15 protein-coding genes are annotated in these 20,029 nt (G+C 71.8%); 8 read left to right on the forward strand and 7 right to left on the reverse strand.

The genetic code is table 11. The features are described 5' to 3' along the window. Positions 1–165: 165 nt before the first annotated feature. Genes IG88_RS0136235 through IG88_RS0136255 form a run of 5 tightly spaced genes read right to left on the reverse strand, consistent with a single transcriptional unit; the run spans position 166 to position 5,818 of the window. A complete protein-coding gene (locus IG88_RS0136235) occupies positions 166–1,476 on the reverse strand; it encodes a DUF58 domain-containing protein (protein ID WP_031050650.1) in 1,311 nt (436 codons plus the stop codon). Continuing rightward, positions 1,476–2,465 (reverse strand): AAA family ATPase, encoded by a 990-nt coding sequence (locus tag IG88_RS0136240; RefSeq protein WP_031050653.1) that lies wholly within the window; start codon positions 2,463–2,465, stop codon positions 1,476–1,478. The genes IG88_RS0136235 and IG88_RS0136240 overlap by 1 nt, the downstream gene beginning before the upstream one ends. Further along, entirely contained in the window at positions 2,465–3,682 is a 1,218-nt protein-coding gene (locus tag IG88_RS0136245; RefSeq protein ID WP_031050655.1) for a DUF4350 domain-containing protein, read from the reverse strand. The genes IG88_RS0136240 and IG88_RS0136245 overlap by 1 nt, the downstream gene beginning before the upstream one ends. After that, positions 3,679–4,434, reverse strand: a complete 756-nt coding sequence (locus tag IG88_RS0136250; RefSeq protein WP_234332461.1) for a DUF4129 domain-containing protein — start codon at positions 4,432–4,434, stop codon at positions 3,679–3,681. The genes IG88_RS0136245 and IG88_RS0136250 overlap by 4 nt, the downstream gene beginning before the upstream one ends. Positions 4,435–4,471: 37 nt before the next feature. Next, the gene (locus IG88_RS0136255) at positions 4,472–5,818 is read right to left on the reverse strand and encodes a glycerophosphoryl diester phosphodiesterase membrane domain-containing protein (RefSeq protein WP_031050660.1); all 1,347 of its coding nucleotides are present in this window, start codon (positions 5,816–5,818) and stop codon (positions 4,472–4,474) included. A gap of 140 nt (positions 5,819–5,958) precedes the next feature. Between IG88_RS0136255 and mtnA the strand changes: the two genes are divergently transcribed. The 7 genes from mtnA (at position 5,959) to IG88_RS0136290 (ending at position 14,828) form a co-directional block, all read left to right on the forward strand. Next, on the forward strand, positions 5,959–7,101 hold the full coding sequence (gene mtnA, locus IG88_RS0136260; protein WP_031050663.1) for an S-methyl-5-thioribose-1-phosphate isomerase: 1,143 nt from the start codon (positions 5,959–5,961) through the stop codon (positions 7,099–7,101). 4 nt (positions 7,102–7,105) lie between these two features. Next, a complete protein-coding gene (mtrA, locus tag IG88_RS0136265) occupies positions 7,106–7,795 on the forward strand; it encodes a two-component system response regulator MtrA (protein ID WP_193776289.1) in 690 nt (229 codons plus the stop codon). 1 nt (position 7,796) lies between these two features. Next, on the forward strand, positions 7,797–9,887 hold the full coding sequence (gene mtrB, locus IG88_RS0136270) for an MtrAB system histidine kinase MtrB (RefSeq protein WP_031050667.1): 2,091 nt from the start codon (positions 7,797–7,799) through the stop codon (positions 9,885–9,887). After that, positions 9,877–11,724 carry an LpqB family beta-propeller domain-containing protein gene (locus tag IG88_RS0136275; protein WP_031050670.1) on the forward strand — a complete coding sequence of 616 codons (1,848 nt, stop codon included), beginning with the start codon at positions 9,877–9,879 and terminating at the stop codon, positions 11,722–11,724. The genes mtrB and IG88_RS0136275 overlap by 11 nt, the downstream gene beginning before the upstream one ends. A gap of 132 nt (positions 11,725–11,856) precedes the next feature. Beyond that, the gene (locus IG88_RS0136280) at positions 11,857–12,831 is read left to right on the forward strand and encodes a ComF family protein (RefSeq protein ID WP_031050673.1); all 975 of its coding nucleotides are present in this window, start codon (positions 11,857–11,859) and stop codon (positions 12,829–12,831) included. Between the two features lie 313 nt (positions 12,832–13,144). Further along, complete coding sequence (gene hpf, locus IG88_RS0136285) at positions 13,145–13,837, forward strand: ribosome hibernation-promoting factor, HPF/YfiA family (RefSeq protein WP_031050675.1); 693 nt, start codon at positions 13,145–13,147, stop codon at positions 13,835–13,837. A 226-nt stretch (positions 13,838–14,063) separates the two neighbouring features. Next, complete coding sequence (locus IG88_RS0136290; RefSeq protein WP_030402079.1) at positions 14,064–14,828, forward strand: response regulator; 765 nt, start codon at positions 14,064–14,066, stop codon at positions 14,826–14,828. A 33-nt stretch (positions 14,829–14,861) separates the two neighbouring features. Here the strand turns inward: IG88_RS0136290 and IG88_RS0136295 are convergent, their stop codons facing one another. Together IG88_RS0136295 and IG88_RS0136300 are read right to left on the reverse strand one after the other, a co-directional pair. After that, complete coding sequence (locus IG88_RS0136295; protein WP_031050678.1) at positions 14,862–16,037, reverse strand: winged helix-turn-helix domain-containing protein; 1,176 nt, start codon at positions 16,035–16,037, stop codon at positions 14,862–14,864. Positions 16,038–16,153: 116 nt separating this feature from the next. Then, positions 16,154–16,723, reverse strand: coding sequence for a GNAT family N-acetyltransferase (locus IG88_RS0136300; RefSeq protein WP_031050681.1), 570 nt, complete (start codon positions 16,721–16,723; stop codon positions 16,154–16,156). A 280-nt stretch (positions 16,724–17,003) separates the two neighbouring features. Here IG88_RS0136300 and secA point away from each other — a divergent pair, with 280 nt between their 5' ends. Continuing rightward, complete coding sequence (gene secA, locus IG88_RS0136305) at positions 17,004–19,847, forward strand: preprotein translocase subunit SecA (RefSeq protein WP_031050683.1); 2,844 nt, start codon at positions 17,004–17,006, stop codon at positions 19,845–19,847. Positions 19,848–20,029 lie beyond the last annotated feature (182 nt).

Genomic DNA, 20,029 nt, shown 5'->3' on the forward strand with positions numbered 1-20,029 from the left:
AGCGCCGATGGTACTGCAGGGGGGACCCTGTGGGAGAGTAGGACGCCGCCGAACAATTATTGCGGGAAGACCCTGTACCGGGAACGGTACAGGGTCTTTCTGCGTTCAGGGGTAGGTCGACGAGAGGAAGGGGCGGGCCCGAAAGGCTCCGCCCCTTTTTGTTGTTTACAGGCGGCCCGCCGCTTTGAGTTCCAGGTAGGCGTCCGCAAGGGCCGGCGGCAGCTCCTCCGGAGTGGCGTCGACGACCGTGACACCGTGGCGGCGGAGGTGCTCGGCGGTGCGGTGGCGTTCCGTCTGCGCTTGTGCGGCTGCTGCGGCTTCGTAGACGGCGTCCGGGTTGCCCCGGGCCTGGGCCATTTCTGCCACGTAAGGATCAGCCACGGCAGCCACGAGGACCGCGTGGCGTTGAGTCAGCAGTGGCAGGACGGGGAGCAGCCCCTCTTCGATGGGAGCCGCGTCGAGTGTGGTGAAAAGGACGAGCAGGGAGCGGCGAGGGGCAGATCGGAGGGCGGTGGCGGTGAGGCCGCGCGCGTCGGTCTCCACCAGCTCCGGTTCCAGGGTCGCCATGGCGTTGACCATGGCCGGCAGGACCTCGCTTGCCGTGCGGCCCTGGAGCAGGGTGCGTACCCGGCGGTCGTAGGCGAGGAGGTCGACGCGATCGCCGGCGCGGGAGGCCAGGGCGGCCAGGAGCAGAGCCGCGTCCATGGCGGCGTCGAGGCGAGGCGCGTCGCCCACGCGGGCTGCCGACGTGCGGCCGGTGTCGAGGACGAGCAGGATGTGCCGGTCGCGTTCGGGGCGCCAGGTGCGTACGGCGACGGTGGACTGGCGGGCGGTCGCGCGCCAGTCGATGGAACGGGTGTCGTCGCCGGGGACGTAGTCGCGCAGACTGTCGAACTCCGTTCCCTCGCCGCGGGTCAGGACGCTGGTGCGGCCGTCGAGTTCCCGGAGGCGGGACAGCTTGGAGGGCAGGTGCTTGCGGCTGGTGAACGGGGGGAGGACGCGGACCGTCCACGGAACCCGGTGGGTGCCCTGGCGGGTGAAGAGGCCAAGTGGTCCGTACGAGCGGATCGTGACGCGGTCGGCCTGGCGGTCGCCGCGACGGGTGGGGCGCAGGCGGGTGGTGAGTCGTCGGCGTTCGCCGGCGGGCACCGTCAGGGTGTGACGGGAGGCCGGTGCCTCCGTGCCGGGCTGCCAACTGCTGGGCGGCCAGGCGTCGCGAAGCCGGGCCCGCAGCGGGCGGCCCGAGGGGTTGGTGACCGTCAAGGTGACGTCAGCGGTGTCGCCCAGACGGGTGGACGTGTCGCCGGAGCGGGTCAGACCGAGGCGGCGCACGGGGGCGGCCAGGGCGAAGTCGCAGGCGCAGGCGGCGGCCAGCGGGGCGTTGACGGCGAGGATGCCGGTCCAGCTCGGTTCCCAGATGCCGATGGGGACGGCGCCCAGGGCCGCGATGAGCGCGGCGCGTCCGGTGAGTGCCATCAGCGGGGAACGGGGACGTGGGCGAGGATCGCGTTGATGACCGAGTCGGCGGTCACGCCCTCCATTTCGGCCTCCGGGCGGAGCTGGACGCGGTGCCGGAGGGTGGGGAGGGCCAGGGCCTTCACGTCGTCCGGGGTGACGTAGTCGCGGCCCGTGAGCCAGGCCCACGCGCGGGCGGTCGACAGCAGTGCCGTGGCTCCGCGCGGGGAGACGCCGAGCGTGAGCGACGGCGACTCGCGGGTGGCACGGCAGATGTCGACGACGTAGGCGGTGATCTCCGGGGAGACGGTCGTCCTGGCGGCCTCCGCGCGGGCGGCCTCCAGGTCGGCGGCGCTCGCGACGGGGCGTACGCCGGCGGCGTGCAGGTCGCGTGGGTTGAAGCCTGCCGCGTGCCGGGTGAGGACGTCGATCTCGTCCTGGCGGGTGGGGAGCGGGACGGTGAGTTTGAGGAGGAAGCGGTCCAACTGGGCTTCCGGCAGGGGGTAGGTGCCCTCGTACTCGACGGGGTTCTGCGTGGCCGCGACGAGGAAGGGCTCAGGGAGGGGGCGGGGCGTGCCGTCCACCGTGACCTGGCGTTCCTCCATGGCTTCGAGGAGGGACGACTGCGTCTTCGGGGGCGTGCGGTTGATCTTGTCGGCGAGCAGCAGGTTGGTGAAGACCGGGCCGGGCTGGAAGGAGAACTCGGCGGTGCGGGCGTCGTAGACGAGGGAGCCGGTCACGTCGCTCGGCATCAGGTCGGGGGTGAACTGGACTCGTTTGGTGTCCAGTTCGGTGGCCTCGGCCAGGGTGCGGACGAGAAGTGTCTTGGCGACTCCGGGGACGCCTTCGAGCAGCACGTGGCCGCGGCAGAGCAGGGCCACGACGAGACCGGTCACGGCGGCGTCCTGGCCGACCACGGCCTTGGCGATCTCGGCGCGCAGGGCTTCGAGGGCGGCGCGGGCGTTGCCCGGGGCCGCGGTCTGCCCGGCGTTGTCAGTGGTCGGGTCCATCATGGACGGCGTACCTCTCTTTCGAGGGCGTCGAGTTGGTCGGCGAGTGCGATCAGGGCCGCGTCGTCGCCGGGCGGCGGGCCGAAGAGGAGGGCGTGCAGGGGCTGTCCGTCGCCGTGTGTGTCGTGGAGACGGGCGGACAGGGAGGGGAGCAGGGTCTCGGGCGTGTGCGCCTGGGCGACGGGGACGCCTACGAGAGGGGCGAGGCGGGTGCGGGTGGCGGAGCGAAGAGCGGTGGCGGCGCGGTCGCGGGCGTTCGCCTTGCGGTAGAGGCGGGCGCGGCCTTCGACGGTCTCGGAGGCGCGGATCGCGACGGGAAGTCTTTCGGGCACCAGGGGGCCGAGCCGGCGTGCCCGCCACAGGGCGGCGAGGGCGGCCGCGATGAAGAGTTGCAGGGTGCCCCAGAGCCAGCCGGACGGGATCAGGTCGAAGAAGCTGCGTTCGTCGTCCGCGGCCGGGAGGTCGGAGAGGGAGGGGAGGTACCAGACCAGGTGGTCTCGGGAGCCGAGGAGCTGGAGGGCGAGGGAGGCGTTGCCGTGCTCGTCGAGGCGGTTGTTGAAGAGGATGTCGCGGGAGCCGAGGACGACGGTGTCGCCCGGGGCGCCGTCCGTGGGGGCTTTCGTGGTCGGGTCGGGGATGCGCAGCAGGGTGGCCAGGCGACGGCTGGGGTAGCAGGTGTCGGCTTTGAGGTGAGTGCTGTAACGGATACCGCCGGTGTCGGCGTTGCCGGCGCGTCGGGCGGCGGGCAGGTCGCAGGCCGGGGCCAGTGTCGAGTCGAAACTGAGCGCGGGGTCGGCGGTGACGCCGGGGGCGAGCCGTTCGACGGTGCCGCCGCCGGGAGCGAGCAGGACGGTGCGTCCACCGGAGCCCGTCGTCGCGGAGTGCAGTCGCGTCTGCTGGCGTTCCGTCAGCAGGTCGGGCACGGCGACCAGCAGCGTCGTGTCGGGGCCGATCGCGGCCCGGGCCTCGTCCAGGGTGGTGACCACGCGCGTGGAGACTCCCCGGTCGGCGAGGAGTTCGGCGACGGCACGGCTGCCGTAGGGGTCGGCGGAGCGCGGGTCGAGTTCGCCGTGCCGGGCGTCGGAGCGGACGACCGCGATGGCGACGGCGCCGACGGCCAGCACGATGAGCGCGAGCGCGATGCCGCGCGTGCGGGTCCACACCTGGCGGGCGGTGGGCGAGGCCGCGGTGGTGGGGAGCGTGGCCTCGGCGGTCATTCGGCGGCTCCCCGGCGGGTGTCCCGGTCCGTGTCGGCGGTGGCTCCGGCCGTGCTGCTGGCCAGGTGCGGCTTGCTGCGTTCCAGGTCGTGGTCGAGTTCGGTCAGACGCCGGTACGACTCTTCGCTGCCGGGCCGGCCGCCGTACGTGACGTCGTCGAAGTCCCGGGCGGCAGCGCGCAGCCGGTCCTTGTGGAGGGGCAGGGTGCGGCCGGCCTCCGTGGCGGCCTCGTCGGCGGTGCGGCCGGGGCGGATGTCGAGCAGGGCGCGTTCCTCCAGGGCGCGGACGACGGCGCGCATGCGTTCCTGGACGGCCTGGCTCCAGTGTCCTTGGGCGGCGTGCGCCTCGGCGGCGGCGCGGTGGTCGGCGGCGCTGCGGGGGCGGTCGTCGAAGAGGGAGGGGGCGGAGACGGGGCTGCGGCGGGGCGTGCCCAGGCGCCACCAGAGGGCGCCCAGCAGCGCCACGACGGCCACGACGACGACTACCAGGCCGAGTGTCCCGCCGGGTGTCGCGGTCGACGCCTTGCTGAACAGCTCCGCGATCCAGTCCCAGAAGGTGTTCAGGGCGCGCTGGAACCAGCTCGGGTCGTTCTCGTGGTACATGCCCTTGGACAGCTCGCGCTGTGCCGCCTCCCTCGCGGGGTCGCGCGGGATCGTCACCGGCGGTTCGTCGGCGGAGCGCGACAGCGACAGGGCCGACAGTACGGAGGTGTCGCCGCCGTGCGACACCACTCGCGCGGCGGTGCGTGACAGCACCTCTGTGAGAACTCCCCCCGGCGTGCTCACCGCATCAGCTCCCCGGGACGGCACCGGAGGCGCCGGCACCCCGGGTGCCGGCGGCGCGGGTCAGTTCCAGGTCGAGGGCTTCGCGGCGGATGCGCTGGTCGATGTAGAGCAGGACGGTCACGCCCGCGGTGATCGGGAAGGTGATCATGGAGCCGATCACCGAGCCGATGCCGCTGACCAGGAGGAAGGTCCACCCGAGATCGCCGGTGCCCTCCAGGAACCCGCTGATCCCGTCGCCGCCGAGGGTGGCGGCGAGGAAGGTGAACGGGATGACGACGATCGACGCGACGACGTTGGCGATGACGGTGGCGAGGAGCTGGATGCCGAAGACGCGCCACCAGGAGCCGCGCACCAGCTTCGCCGAGCGCGCCATCGCCTTCTTGATGCCCTGCTTCTCCAGCATCAGCGCGGGCGACGCGAGCGAGAAGCGGACCCAGAGCCAGATCGCGACGATGCCGCCCGCCATGAAGCCCAGGGCGGACAGGGCCACCCCGGCCTCGCCGCCCGCGGTGGCGGTGATGATCAGGCCGGGTGTCATGCCGGCCGTGAGCAGTCCGGCCACGATGAGGAGCAGCAGGAGGATCAGGCCGAACAGCTTCAGTACCTGGGAGCGGGCGTCGCGCCACGCGTCACCGGTGGTCACCGGCTTGCCGAGTACGGCCCTGCTGGTGACGGTGGTGAGCAGGGCGGTGGCCAGGACGGTGCCGATCAGGGAGACCAGGAAGACGACGCCGGAGCTGATCGTGGTGTCGGCCAGCGCGTCGCCGAGTTCGCTCAGGGTGGCGTCGGGGTCGTTGAGGACCGCGGTGCCGGAGTCGTCCAGGACGAGGCCCCGGAGCAGGACGACGACGACCTCGGTGAGGACGGCGACGGTCAGGGAGATGCCGAGGACGGTGCGCCAGTAGGTGCGCATGGTCGACACGGCGCCGTCGAGGATCTCGCCGACGCCGAGCGGGCGCAGCGGGATCACGCCGGGCTTGGCCGCGGGCGGGGGCCCGCCCCAGCCGCCGCCCCAGCCGCCGTGCCCACCGGGGGCGCCATAGCCGCCGTATCCGCCACCGGGGCCGCCCCAGCCGCCTCCGGGAGGTCCTGCGGGCGGGGTGCCCCAGCCCGGGCCGGGCGGGGGCGGAGGCGGGGTCTGGCCCGGGGCGGCGGGTCTGGTGGGTGCGGACCACTGGCCGGGGGGCGGCTGCTCCTTGGACCACTTCGTGCCGGGGCTCGTCGGTTCCGCACCCGGCCGGTCCGCGGGCGCGGGCTGATCGGGGCCGGCGGGGCGGTCGGCGGGCGCGCCGGGCCCCGGCCCGTCGGACGGGGCGGATCCGGGCGATGCCCAGCCCGGAGTGTCGTTCATCGTCGCTCCTTCACGGTGCCCGTCCGCGGTCGCGGTGGCAGGTTGGCAGCCATCGTGCCATGGGGGCGTCGGGGGCGGACCGGGCGCGGTAGGGGCTGTGCACCTTCAGTTGGCCGTCGTTCAGGGGGCACACTGACCGCATGGCTGATCAGGACGCGCGAAGCGGCGAGGGCAGGCGGCCGACCGGGATACCGGTCCTTCGTTGGGAGGAGCCGCCCGAGGGTCCGGTGCTGGTGCTGCTGGACCAGACCAGGCTGCCGGCCGAGGAGGTGGAGCTGGTCTGCACGGACGCGGCCACGCTCGTCGAGGCGATCCGCTCGCTGGCCGTCCGGGGGGCGCCGCTGCTGGGCATCGCGGGCGCCTACGGGGTCGCGCTCGCCGCCGTGCGCGGCTTCGAGGTCGAGGAGGCAGCGGCGGCGCTCGCGGGGGCGCGTCCCACCGCGGTGAACCTCGCTGTGGGCGTGCGCCGGGCGCAGACCGCCCACCAGGAGGCGCTCGCCAGGACCGGCGACCCCCGGCAGGCCGCCGCGGCGGCGCTGTCGGCGGCGAGGGCGCTGCACCGGGAGGACGCCGAGGCCAGCGCCCGGATGGCCGCGCACGGGCTGGCGCTGCTCGACGAGCTGCTGCCGGCCGGAGGCCACCGCGTCCTCACGCACTGCAACACGGGTTCGCTGGTGTCGGGCGGGGAGGGGACCGCGTTCGCGGTGGCGCTCGAGGCGCACCGGGCGGGACGGCTGCGGCGCCTGTGGGTGGACGAAACGCGTCCGTTGCTGCAAGGTGCTCGCCTGACGGCATACGAGGCGGCCCGCAACGACATGGCGTACACCTTGCTCACCGACAACGCGGCGGGTTCGCTGTTCGCGGCGGGTGAGGTGGACGCGGTGCTGATCGGCGCGGACCGCATCGCGGCCGACGGTTCGGTGGCGAACAAGGTGGGGAGCTATCCGCTCGCGGTGCTCGCGCGGTACCACCATGTGCCGTTCATCGTGGTGGCTCCGGTCACGACGGTGGATCCGGGCACACCGGACGGGGCGTCCATCGAGGTGGAGCAGCGCCCCGGACATGAAGTGACCGAGGTCACAGCGCCTCAGGTGCCGGTGGCGGGAGCGGGAGGCGGGATTCCGGTGGCACCCCTGGGGGCCCAGGCGTACAACCCGGCGTTCGACGTGACCCCGCCCGAGCTGGTGACGGCGATCGTCACCGAGGAGGGTGTGGTTTCGCCCGTGACGACCGAGGCCCTGGCCGCGCTGTGTGCCAGGTCACGCCAGGTAACGATTAGCTAATGGGATGATGTCGTTTATGAAGGGACGAGTCCTTGTCGTCGACGACGACACCGCACTGGCCGAGATGCTCGGCATTGTGCTGCGTGGTGAGGGTTTTGAGCCATCTTTCGTAGCCGACGGCGACAAGGCGCTGGCCGCCTTCCGGGAGACCAAGCCCGATCTGGTGCTGCTCGACCTGATGCTGCCCGGCCGGGACGGCATCGAGGTGTGCCGCCTGATCAGGGCGGAGTCGGGTGTGCCGATCGTGATGCTGACGGCGAAGAGTGACACCGTCGACGTCGTGGTCGGTCTCGAGTCCGGTGCCGACGACTACATCGTGAAGCCGTTCAAGCCGAAGGAGCTGGTGGCCCGGATCCGGGCGCGGCTGCGCAGGTCCGAGGAGCCGGCGCCGGAGCAGCTCGCCATAGGCGACCTGGTCATCGACGTGGCCGGTCACTCCGTGAAGCGGGAGGGGCAGTCGATCGCGCTGACGCCGCTGGAGTTCGACCTGCTGGTGGCGCTGGCCCGCAAGCCGTGGCAGGTGTTCACCCGCGAGGTGCTCCTGGAGCAGGTCTGGGGCTACCGGCACGCTGCCGACACCCGGCTGGTCAACGTGCACGTCCAGCGGCTGCGCTCCAAGGTCGAGAAGGACCCGGAGAAGCCGGAGATCGTGGTGACCGTCCGCGGCGTCGGCTACAAGGCCGGACCGAGCTGACATGACCAGGGACAGTGCCGCTTCGGCGCCCGGGTCCGGGGCCCGCGCCGGGCGGCCTGTCGGTCCCGGACCCGCCGGCCGCAAGCCCCCCGGCTCGCGCCTCAGCCGCTTCCTGGAGGGCGGGCTGCTGCACGGCGGGGTGCAGGGCAGTCCGGTGCTGCGTCTGTTCATGCGCTGGGTGCGCCGCCCCCTGCTGCCGGTGATACGGCTGTGGCGGCGCAACATCCAGCTCAAGGTCGTCGCCACCACCCTGCTGATGTCGCTGGGCGTGGTGCTGCTCCTCGGCTTCGTGGTGATCGGGCAGGTCCGCAACGGGCTGCTCGACGCCAAGGTGAAGGCCTCCCAGAGCCAGGCCACCGGCGGTTTCACGGCGGCCAAGCAGAAGGCCGAGGAGGCGGCGAGCACCAACGGCGACGACACCACCCCCGCCGACGGCCGTCCCTCGCAGAACGTCATCCAGTGGATGAGCGAGCTGGTGAAGTCGCTCTCCAGCGGCGGTCAGAGCGCGTTCGACGTGGTCACCCTCCCCATGGGCGGGGAGAGCGGCAGCGGACGCGGCCCGCGCGCCTCCGGCATGGTCAACTGGTCGGCCAGCGTGCCCGAGGCGCTGCGAGAGCGGATCGACGGCGACACCGCGGCCGCCCAGAGCTACACCCGGATCGTCTACAACTCCGACCAGCCGTCCCAGCCCGGCCTGGTGATCGGCAAGCAGGTCAACGACCCGAACGGCGAGCCCTACCAGCTCTACTACCTCTTCCCGCTGACCCAGGAGGAGAAGTCGCTCAGCCTGGTCAGGGGCACCCTGGCGACCGCCGGGCTCTTCGTCGTCGTCCTGCTCGGCGCCGTTGCCTGGCTCGTGGTGCGCCAGGTCGTCACACCCGTACGGATGGCGGCGAGCATCGCCGAGCGGCTGTCCGCGGGGCGGCTGCAGGAACGGATGAAGGTCACCGGCGAGGACGACATCGCCCGGCTGGGCGAGGCCTTCAACAAGATGGCGCAGAACCTCCAGCTCAAGATCAGTCAGTTGGAGGACCTGTCGCGGATGCAGCGGCGGTTCGTCTCCGACGTGTCGCACGAGCTGCGGACACCGCTGACCACGGTGCGGATGGCGGCCGACGTCATTCACGACGCGCGCGTGGACTTCGATCCGGTGACCGCGCGGTCGGCCGAACTGCTCGCCGACCAGTTGGACCGGTTCGAGACGCTGCTCGCGGACCTGCTGGAGATCAGCCGCTTCGACGCGGGCGCTGCCGCGCTGGAGGCCGAGGCGATAGACCTCAGGGAGGTCGTACGGCGGGTCGTGACCGGTGCGGAGCCGCTCGCCGAGCGCAAGGGGACGCAGATACGCCTCTCCGGGGACCAGCAGCCCGTCGTCGCCGAGGCGGACGCCCGGCGGGTGGAACGCGTTCTGCGCAACCTCGTCGTCAACGCCGTCGAGCACGGCGAGGGCCGGGACGTCGTCGTCAAGCTCGCCGCCGCCGGAGGCGCGGTCGCCGTCGCGGTGCGCGACTACGGCGTCGGACTCAAGCCGGGCGAGGCCACCCGGGTCTTCAGCCGTTTCTGGCGGGCCGACCCGGCGCGCGCGCGTACCACCGGGGGCACGGGGCTGGGCCTGTCGATCGCCCTGGAGGACGCACGGCTGCACGGCGGCTGGCTGCAGGCGTGGGGCGAGCCCGGTGGTGGCTCGCAGTTCCGGCTGACGCTGCCCAGGACGGCGGACGAGCCGCTGCGGGGCTCGCCGATACCGCTGGAGCCGGCCGACTCGCGCCGCAACCGCGGACTGAAGGACGCGGGCCCGGGCGACGCCGTACCGCCGCACGGTGCGGACAAGGGGGGCGGCGTCCCGGCACAGGCACCGGCCGGGCAGACGTCCCCGGCCTCCGCGCGGGGGCCGATAACGCCGCGGCAGCCCACGGCGACTCCCACGGCCGACCCGACGGCACTGCCCGGCAACGGGGCACGCGTGGTGCCGAGGCCGGCATCGGGTACCGCGCGGAGACCGGACGGCGGGGCTGCACCGGGGGTCGCGAGCCGTCCGGACGCCGGTTCCGAGGAGTCGAGCAGGCAAGGGGAGGGATCTCGTGGGCGCTGACCGCGAGCGGAGCGGTCGGCGGGGGCCGGCGCGCGTGATGGCGTACACCGCCTGCGGTTTCGTACTGCTGGCGGGATGCGCGTCCATGCCGGACAGCGGGGACCTGCGCGGAGTGGAGTCCACGCCCCGTCAGGACCCGCAGGTGCGGGTGTTCGCGATGCCGCCGCAGGAGGACGACCCGCCCTCCGACATCGTGCAGGGTTTCCTGGAGGCGCTGACCAGCGACGATCCGCACTACGAGACGGCGCGCAAGTACCTGACGGGCGACGCCGCGAAGAACTGGCGGCCGGACCGGTCGGCGACGGTGCTCGCGGACGGCCCGGGAACGGTGTCCGACCACTCGGGCAACCGCGAGGAGGCCAACGACTACTCGGTCAACCTGACCGGTACCAAGGTCGCCACGGTGGACGCGCAGCAGTCGTACTCGCCGGCCGAGGGCCTCTACCGGGAGGCGGTGCACCTCACCCGCAACCCCAAGACCAAGCAGTGGCGCATCGACGTGCTGCCGCAGGGCGTCGTCATGGGCAAGTCGGACTTCCAGCGCAACTACATGCCGGTCAACCGGTACTACTTCGCCTCCAACACGGTGGTGCCCGCGAACGCCGGCAACGGCACGGCCCGCGAGCCGTCGGCCGTCGCCGACCCCGTCTACGTGCGCCGGCGCGTGGATCCGCTGACCCAGGTGGTGCGTTCCCTGCTCAGCGGTCCGACGAGCCTTCTGGACCCGGTGGTGCGCTCCAGCTTCCCGAGCGGGACCGCGCTGGCGGACGACGCCGGCGCGCTGACGCCCGACGACCGCAACAGGCTGACGGTTCGGCTCAACGACAAGGCGGCCTCGGCGGGCGACGACGCGTGCGACGAGATGGCCGCGCAGCTCCTGTTCACGCTGCAGAACCTCACTCCGGCGGTGGAGGAGGTCGAACTGCGCGCGGGCGGTGAGCAGATGTGCTCGCTCTCCGAGGACCGGGCGGAGACGGTGGCGACGCGCGGCTCGGCACAACGGCCGGACTACCTGTACTTCGTCGACGACCGGGACCGCCTGGTGCGGATCGCCGCCGGCAGCAACGGGACGCGGGCCGAACCGGTGCCCGGTCCGCTGGGCGAGGGGCAGCAGGCCCTGCGGTCGGTGGCCGTGTCGCGGGACGAGCACAGCGCGGCCGGGATCAGCCTCGACAGCAAGGCGCTGTACGTCGGCTCGCTGGTGTCGGGCGGTTCGCTCGGCGACCCCGTGCTGACCAGTGGGGGCAAGGCGGAGACGGACCGGCTGACACCGCCCAGCTGGGACGCGCGGGGCGACCTGTGGATCGCCGACCGCGACCCGGCCGATCCGCGGTTGCTGCTCCTGCAGGCGGGAGCGGGCGAACCGGTGGAGGTCCGGACGCCGGGCCTCGACGGGCGCGTTCAGGCCGTGCGGGTGGCCGCCGACGGTGTGCGGATCGCGCTCGTCGTGGAGAAGGACGGCAAGCGTTCGCTGCTGATCGGACGGATCGAACGTGAGGAGAGGGCCGACGGGCCGCCCGCGGTCACCGTGCTCGAGCTGCGCTCCGCGACGCCCGAGCTGGAGGAGGTCACGGCCATGTCGTGGGCCGGTGACGCACGGCTCGTGGTGGTCGGACGCGAGCGCGGCGGCGTTCAGCAGATCGGTTACGTCCAGGTCGACGGCTCGGCGCCGGAGGCTTCCGTGCCCGCGGCGCTGACGGGCGTCAAGGAGATCGCCGCGACCGAGGACGAGCGGCTGCCGCTCGTGGCGTACTCGGAGGACCTGATCGTGCGGCTGCCCGCCGGGCTGCAGTGGCAGAAGGTGACGGAAGGGACCGCGCCGGTCTATCCGGGGTGAGGGGTGGTTCCCGGCCCCCCGGTGGCCCCGAAGTCCGTTCCCTCCGGCGGGTGACGGGGTTTTCCACAGGGTGTGGGGCGGCGTTTTCCACAGGCCTGGCAGGCTTCCGCGGGCGTTGGCACAGTGGTGGCCATGCGGGGATCACAGATGGTGCGGGGATGGTGGACGGACCTCACGGACCTGGTGCTGCCGGCCGAGTGCGGCGGCTGCGGCAGGGCTCGTGCGGTGCTGTGTTCCGGGTGCAGTACGGCGCTGAGCGGGGACCCGCCGCGCCGGGTGCGGCCCGACCCGGAGCCGCCGGGCCTGCCCGCGGTCCACGCGGCCGCGCCGTACGCGGACGAGGTGCGGGCGGCCCTGCTGGCGCACAAGGAGCGGGGGGTGCTGGCCCTGACGGGACCGCTCGGCGCGGCGCTGGCCGGGGCGGTGCGGGCAGGTCTCCGGGAGGCGGGGACGGGCGTTGGCGGCACGGGGGCGGGCCACCCCGCATCCCGTGGCGCGGGGGCGGACGGCACGGCAGCCGGGGGCCTGGCGCCCGGCGGCGCGGTGGGCGCCAGGACAGGGGGTCCGGTCCTGCTCGTGCCCGTGCCGTCGGCGCGCCGAGCCGTGCGGACCCGCGGGCACGACCCGGCGCGGCGGATCGCCCTCGCGGCCGCGGGGGAGCTGCGGCGCACCGGAACGCCGGCCCGGGTGCTGGCCGTGCTGCGGCAGCGGCACTCCGTGGCCGACCAGACGGGGCTGGACGCCCGGGAGCGGATGGCGAACCTCGCCGGCGCACTGGCGGTGGCGCCCGCCGCCAGCGGGCTGCTGCGCGGCCCGGGACCGCTCGTCCTGGTCGACGACCTGATGACGACCGGGGCGTCACTGGCCGAGGCGGCACGTGCAGTGCGCGTGGTGAGACCCGTCGCCGTTGAGTCGCGGGCGGGGCCGGACACGTACGGGAGGGCGAGATCGGCTGTGTATCCGGCGGAGGCAGGGGAAGGCAGAGAGGAACGGAAGACCGGGCCCCGAATGGCGGCCCGCTACGGAGGCGATGACGTGATCCGTGAGGCGATCTGCGCGGCAGTGGTCGCGGCTCCTCCAGATTCCTTCGAAATAAACCGGAACTGACTGAGAACTTTCGTCGTTGCAGGGAATGAGAGGTTCAATTCACCGAAACGGAGGTACGGCGCGGTAGAGGGTGACGACATCCGTCCGGGCGAGATATGTTCGGTTGTGAGGCAAAGCCGCAGGCCACACCTCTCAAAGCCGAATGCCGTGCTGCGGGTTTCGGCGTCATCACCCGCACCGGTGGAGTGGAGATCCCGCCCGCGGGGGAGGAGGTGGACGTCACCGAGTCCGAGGTTTCGGGCGAGACCGGAACCTGGTGCAAAAGGGAGATGCTCCGCCGTCGAAGCGGAGCGATCCGGGAACGGAGTTCTGCGTGGACATCGTCGTCAAGGGCCGCAAGACCGAGGTGCCCGAGCGGTTCCGGAAGCACGTGGCCGAGAAGCTGAAGCTGGAGAAGATCCAGAAGCTCGATGGCAAGGTGATCAGCCTCGACGTCGAGGTGTCCAAGGAGCCGAACCCCCGGCAGGCCGACCGTTGTGACCGAGTGGAGATCACGCTCCGCTCCCGCGGTCCGGTGATCCGGGCGGAGGCAGCGGCGAGCGACCCCTACGCGGCGCTCGACCTGGCGGCGGAGAAGCTCGGCGCACGGCTGCGCAAGCAGCACGACAAGCGCTTCTCGCGCCGCGGCGCGCGTCGGATCCCGGCGGCCGAGGTCGCCGACCACGTACCCGGCGCGGCGACGCTCAACGGGAACGGCGACGTCGTCCCGACGGAGGAGCAGGACGGCGTACCCACCAAGAAGATCGGCTCGCTGGAGGTCCAGGGGGACGGCCCGCTCGTCGTCCGGGAGAAGACCCACGTGGCCGCACCGATGTCCCTCGACCAGGCGTTGTACGAGATGGAGCTGGTCGGGCACGACTTCTACCTGTTCGTCGACTCCGAGACGAAGGAGCCCAGCGTCGTCTACCGGCGACACGCCTACGACTACGGCGTCATCCACCTCACCACGGACACGATGGTGACTCAGGCGCACGCTCCTGACGCGGGCGATGCGCTCGGCGGCTGACACACACCGCCGGGTGACAGCGGAGGTGCCCCTGGAGCGCGCGTGCGCCCCCCAGGGGCACCGGTGTGCGACGGTGCGCGAGGTGTGCGACCCCATCGCTGCCCGTTCGGTCACCCCGCCGCAGGCCAGGCATGGAATCATGGCGGCAACGGCCCAACAGGTGGGTCGTTGCTCTGGGTTGGCGATGGCTCAGGACCACGTGCCACAGCCTTCAGGGGGAGGAACGATGGCGGACAGTTTCGGACCGATGCGGGGCGCGGGCGTCGACCACGGGATCGACGGCGCGGCGGTCGGCATGGGCCCGGACACGGACGCGGGCCCCGTACGCGAGGAGCCGATCAGGGTGCTGGTCGTGGACGACCACGCTCTCTTCCGCCGCGGCCTGGAGATCGTGCTCGCGGCCGAGGAGGACATCCAGGTCGTCGGAGAGGCCGGTGACGGCGCCGAGGCCGTGGAGAAGGCCGCCGACCTGCTGCCGGACATCGTCCTGATGGACGTGCGGATGCCCAAGCGGGGCGGTATCGAGGCCTGCACCTCCATCAAGGAGGTGGCCCCCAGTGCCAAGATCATCATGCTGACGATCAGCGACGAGGAGGCCGACCTCTACGACGCGATCAAGGCGGGCGCGACCGGTTATCTCCTCAAGGAGATCTCGACGGACGAGGTGGCCACCGCCATTCGCGCGGTGGCCGACGGACAGTCCCAGATCAGCCCCTCCATGGCGTCGAAACTGCTCACCGAGTTCAAGTCGATGATCCAGCGGACCGACGAACGCCGACTGGTGCCCGCGCCCCGGCTCACGGATCGAGAGCTGGAGGTACTCAAGCTCGTCGCCACCGGAATGAACAACCGGGACATCGCCAAGGAACTGTTCATTTCCGAGAACACCGTCAAGAACCACGTGCGCAACATCCTGGAGAAACTCCAGCTCCACTCCAGGATGGAGGCCGTGGTGTACGCGATGCGGGAGAAAATCCTCGAGATCCGGTGAGGCGGTGCGCCGACGCAGTGAGCCGGTTGCCGGTCAGGCGAGCAGCGCGGCCAGCTCCCGGGTGAGGGGCTCGCGCAGCTCCGGTGCCTCCACCCGCTCCACGCGTACGTCCGTGCAGTCCACCCAGCTCGCCGCCTCCACCAGGGCCTGGGCCACCGCCGGGGCCGCCTTCCGGCCGTCCAGCGTCACCTGCTTGGCGACCAGGGTGCGTCCCTCCCGCGCCGGGTCCACCCGGCCGACGAGCCGCCCGCCGGCCAGGACCGGCATCGCGAAGTAGCCGTGCACCCGCTTGTGCCGGGGCACGTAGGCCTCCAGCCGGTGGGTGAAACCGAAGATCCGCTCCGTGCGGGCCCGTTCCCACACCAGGGAATCGAAGGGCGAGAGCAGCGTCGTGCGGTGACGGCCGCGCGGGGCAGTCTCCAGGGCCGCCGGGTCGGCCCAGGCCGGACGTCCCCAGCCGCGCACCGTGACCGGCACCAGACCCGAGTCGGCGATCACCGCGTCGACCTGTTCGGCCTTGAGGCGGTGGTAGTCCGCGATGTCCGCGCGGGTGCCGACGCCCAGGGACTGACCGGCCAGGCGGACGAGGCGGCGCAGGCACTCCGTGTCGTCCAGGTCGTCGTGGAGCAGCGCGGCCGGGACCGCGCGCTCCGCCAGGTCGTACACCCGCTTCCAGCCGCGGCGCTCGACGCACACCACCTCGCCGTACATGAGCGCGCGCTCGACGGCGACCTTCGTGCCCGACCAGTCCCACCACTCGCTGGTCTTCTTTGCGCCGCCCAGGTCCGTCGCGGTGAGGGGGCCCTCGGCGCGGAGCTGCTTGACGACGCGGTCGTAGTCGCCCTCGGGGAGGTGGTGGTTCCAGTGCGGGCGGTTGCGGTACGCGCGGCGGCGGAAGGCGAAGTGGGGCCACTCCTCGATGGGGAGGATGCAGGCCGCGTGGGACCAGTACTCGAAGGCGTGGGCGTCGGTCCAGTAGGCGTCGTCGACGGTCCGGCGGCCGACCGCGCCCAGGCGGGCGTACGGGACGAGCTCGTGGGAGCGGGCGAGGACCGAGATGGTGTCGAGCTGCACCGCGCCCAGGTGACGGAGGACGCCGCGGACGCCCGCGCGGCGGTCGGGGGCGCCGAGGAAGCCCTGCGCGCGGAGGGCGAGGCGGCGGGCCTCGTCTGCGGACAGTTCCGTGGCGGGGGGCGGGAGGGTCGTCATACGTCGGCACGATAGGGGGTGGGTCTGACAGTGCGGGTGCGGGTGCGGGTGCGGGTGCGGGTGCGGGTTCGGGTGCGGGTGCGGGTGCCGGGGCGGGTGCCGGGGCGGGCGCAGCCCTATGCCGGCGTCGGCAGGTACGGGGAGGCCGAGGGGAGGGAGAGGTCCGAGGGGAGGAGCGAGCCGATCCAGCAGTCGCGGCGCACGCCCTTGTTGTTGAGGGCGGAGCGGAGCGTGCCCTCCAGGGTGAAGCCCGCGCGTTCGGCCACCGCGCGGGAGGCCCTGTTGCCGACCTCGGCGCGCCACTCCAGGCGGTCGACGGCCCGCTCGGTGAACGCCCAGCGGGCGACGGCGACGGCGGCCTCGGTGACATGGCCCCGGCCGCGGTGCTCCTTGGTCCCCCAGAACCCGATCTCGCCGACGCCCAGGGAGACCATCGTGACGCCGAGCATGCCCACCAGGTCCCCGGCGGGCAGGAAGAGGCCGAAGGTGAACATCGAGTCGTTCGCCCAGCCGTCGGGGACGAGCTGCTCCGTGAAACCCCGTGCGTGTTCCAGGAGGTAGGGGGAGGGGATCGTCGTCCAGCGCCGGATGTCGGGGTCCTGGCAGGCGGCGTGCACGGCCTCGGTGTCCTGCGGGCCGACCGCGCGCAGGACCAGCCGGTCGGTGAGGAGCGTTACGGGTTCCATCGGCCGATTCTGCTCGGCGTCCCGCCCGGCCGCCACGGTTTTGCCGACCGTGAGCATCCGGTCACTTCGCGTGCGATTCGACGGACGGGTGCGGCACCATCCGCGGGGCCCGGACGTTGAAAGGGGTGACAGCGGACAGCGATGCTGGACGCAAGGAGTGGACGGTCCCCGTTACGGCAGGCCTCCCGGCGCGGCGGGGTCCTCGCTTACGATGGCCGTTGCCCTATCCGTCCAAGGAAACCGACCGTCCCAGGCCCGACCGGCAAGGAGACCAACCCCCGTGTCCGTCCTCTCGAAGATCATGCGTGCAGGCGAAGGCAAGATCCTGCGCAAGCTGCACCGCATCGCGGACCAGGTCAACTCCATCGAAGAGGACTTCACTGACCTCTCCGACGCCGAGCTGCGGGCCCTCACCGACGAGTACAAGCAGCGCTACGCCGACGGTGAGAGCCTTGACGACCTGCTGCCCGAAGCCTTCGCCACCGTCCGTGAGGCCGCCAAGCGCGTCCTGGGCCAGCGCCACTACGACGTGCAGATCATGGGCGGCGCCGCACTGCACATGGGCTACGTGGCCGAGATGAAGACCGGTGAGGGCAAGACCCTCGTCGGCACGCTGCCCGCCTACCTCAACGCCCTGTCCGGCGAGGGCGTGCACATCGTCACGGTCAACGACTACCTGGCCGAGCGCGACTCCGAGATGATGGGCCGCGTCCACAAGTTCCTGGGCCTGACCGTCGGCTGCATCCTGGCCAACCAGACGCCGGCCCAGCGCCGCGAGATGTACGGCTGCGACATCACCTACGGCACGAACAACGAGTTCGGCTTCGACTACCTGCGCGACAACATGGCCTGGTCGAAGGACGAACTGGTCCAGCGCGGCCACAACTTCGCCATCGTCGACGAGGTCGACTCCATCCTCGTCGACGAGGCCCGTACGCCGCTGATCATCTCCGGCCCGGCCGACCAGGCCACCAAGTGGTACGGCGACTTCGCCAAGCTGGTCACCCGCCTGAAGAAGGGCGAGGCCGGCAACACCCTCAAGGGCATCGAGGAGACCGGCGACTACGAGGTCGACGAGAAGAAGCGCACCGTCGCCATCCACGAGTCGGGCGTGTCCAAGGTCGAGGACTGGCTGGGCATCGACAACCTCTACGAGTCGGTGAACACCCCGCTGGTCGGCTACCTCAACAACGCCATCAAGGCCAAGGAACTCTTCAAGAAGGACAAGGACTACGTCGTCCTCGACGGCGAAGTCATGATCGTCGACGAGCACACCGGCCGTATCCTCGCCGGCCGCCGTTACAACGAGGGCATGCACCAGGCGATCGAGGCGAAGGAAGGGGTGGACATCAAGGACGAGAACCAGACGCTCGCCACGATCACCCTCCAGAACTTCTTCCGCCTCTACAAGCGCCACGACCACAACGGCAAGGAACAGCCCGGCCTGTCCGGCATGACCGGTACGGCGATGACCGAGGCCGCCGAGTTCCACCAGATCTACAAGCTCGGCGTGGTGCCCATCCCGACCAACCGGCCGATGGTCCGCAAGGACCAGTCGGACCTGATCTACCGCACCGAGGTCGCCAAGTTCGAGGCGGTCGTCGACGACATCGAGGAGAAGCACCGCAAGGGCCAGCCGATCCTTGTCGGCACCACCTCGGTCGAGAAGTCCGAGTACCTCTCGCAGCAGCTCAGCAAGCGCGGCGTCCAGCACGAGGTGCTCAACGCCAAGCAGCACGACCGGGAGGCGACGATCGTCGCCCAGGCGGGCCGCAAGGGCTCCGTGACGGTGGCCACGAACATGGCCGGCCGCGGTACGGACATCAAGCTCGGTGGCAACCCCGAGGACCTCGCCGAGGCCGAGCTGCGCCAGCGCGGCCTCGACCCCGAGGAGCACATCGAGGAGTGGGCGGCGGCCCTGCCCGCCGCGCTGGAGCGGGCCGAGCTCGCGGTCAAGGCCGAGAAGGAAGAGGTCGAGAAGCTCGGCGGCCTCTACGTCCTGGGCACCGAGCGGCACGAGTCCCGGCGCATCGACAATCAGCTACGCGGTCGTTCCGGCCGTCAGGGCGACCCCGGTGAGTCGCGTTTCTACCTCTCCCTGGGCGACGACCTGATGCGGCTGTTCAAGGCCCAGATGGTCGAGCGCGTGATGTCCATGGCGAACGTGCCGGACGACGTGCCGATCGAGAACAAGATGGTCACCCGTGCGATCGCGTCCGCCCAGTCGCAGGTCGAGACGCAGAACTTCGAGACCCGTAAGAACGTCCTGAAGTACGACGAGGTCCTCAACCGCCAGCGTGAGGTCATCTACGGCGAGCGGCGCCGTGTCCTGGAGGGCGAGGACCTGCAGGAGCAGATCCAGCACTTCATGAACGACACGATCGACGCCTATGTGCAGGCCGAGACCGCGGAGGGCTTCCCGGAGGACTGGGACCTCGACCGGCTGTGGGGCGCGTTCAAGCAGCTCTACCCGGTGAAGGTCACCGTCGAGGAGCTGGAGGAGGCGGCCGGCGACCGGGCCGGTCTGACCGCCGACTACATCGCGGAGTCCATCAAGGACGACGTCATGGAGCAGTACCAGGAGCGGGAGAAGCAGCTCGGCTCCGAGATCATGCGTGAGCTGGAGCGCCGGGTCGTCCTCTCCGTCCTGGACCGCAAGTGGCGCGAGCACCTCTACGAGATGGACTACCTCCAGGAGGGCATCGGCCTGCGCGCGATGGCGCAGAAGGACCCGCTGGTCGAGTACCAGCGTGAGGGCTTCGACATGTTCCAGGCCATGATGGAGGGCATCAAGGAGGAGTCCGTCGGCTACCTGTTCAACCTGGAGGTCCAGGTCGAGCAGCAGGTCGAGGAGGTTCCGGTCGAGGACGCGGCGCCGTCGCTGGAGAAGGAGGCGCAGGACGCGGTCCCCGCCCAGGCGGGCGCCCGTCCGGAGATCCGGGCCAAGGGCCTCGACGCGCCGCAGCGCCGGGACCTGCACTTCTCCGCGCCGACGGTGGACGGCGAGGGCGGTGTCGTCGAGGGTGAGTTCACCGACGGCGAGTCCGCGCAGGCCCAGTCCGACGGGCTCACGCGCGCGGAGCGCCGGAAGCAGGCCAAGGGCGGACGACGCCGCAAGAAGTGACGGTGCGGTGCCCTGCGGGCGCCGTGGCGGTGGGAGGGCCGGTCACCCGGGGGTGACCGGCCCTCCGGCCTGTCCAGGGCCTCCCGGGGGGGTGCCCCTATGTGTTTGGTCAAGGTCGAAGGCCAGTAGGTTCGTGTGGTTGGGGGCAGGCCGAGCCGTAGGGGTGTGCATGAGTGATAGCC

The sequence above is a fragment of the Streptomyces sp. NRRL F-5650 genome, assembly GCF_000721365.1.
GTDB lineage: Bacteria > Actinomycetota > Actinomycetes > Streptomycetales > Streptomycetaceae > Streptomyces > Streptomyces ardesiacus.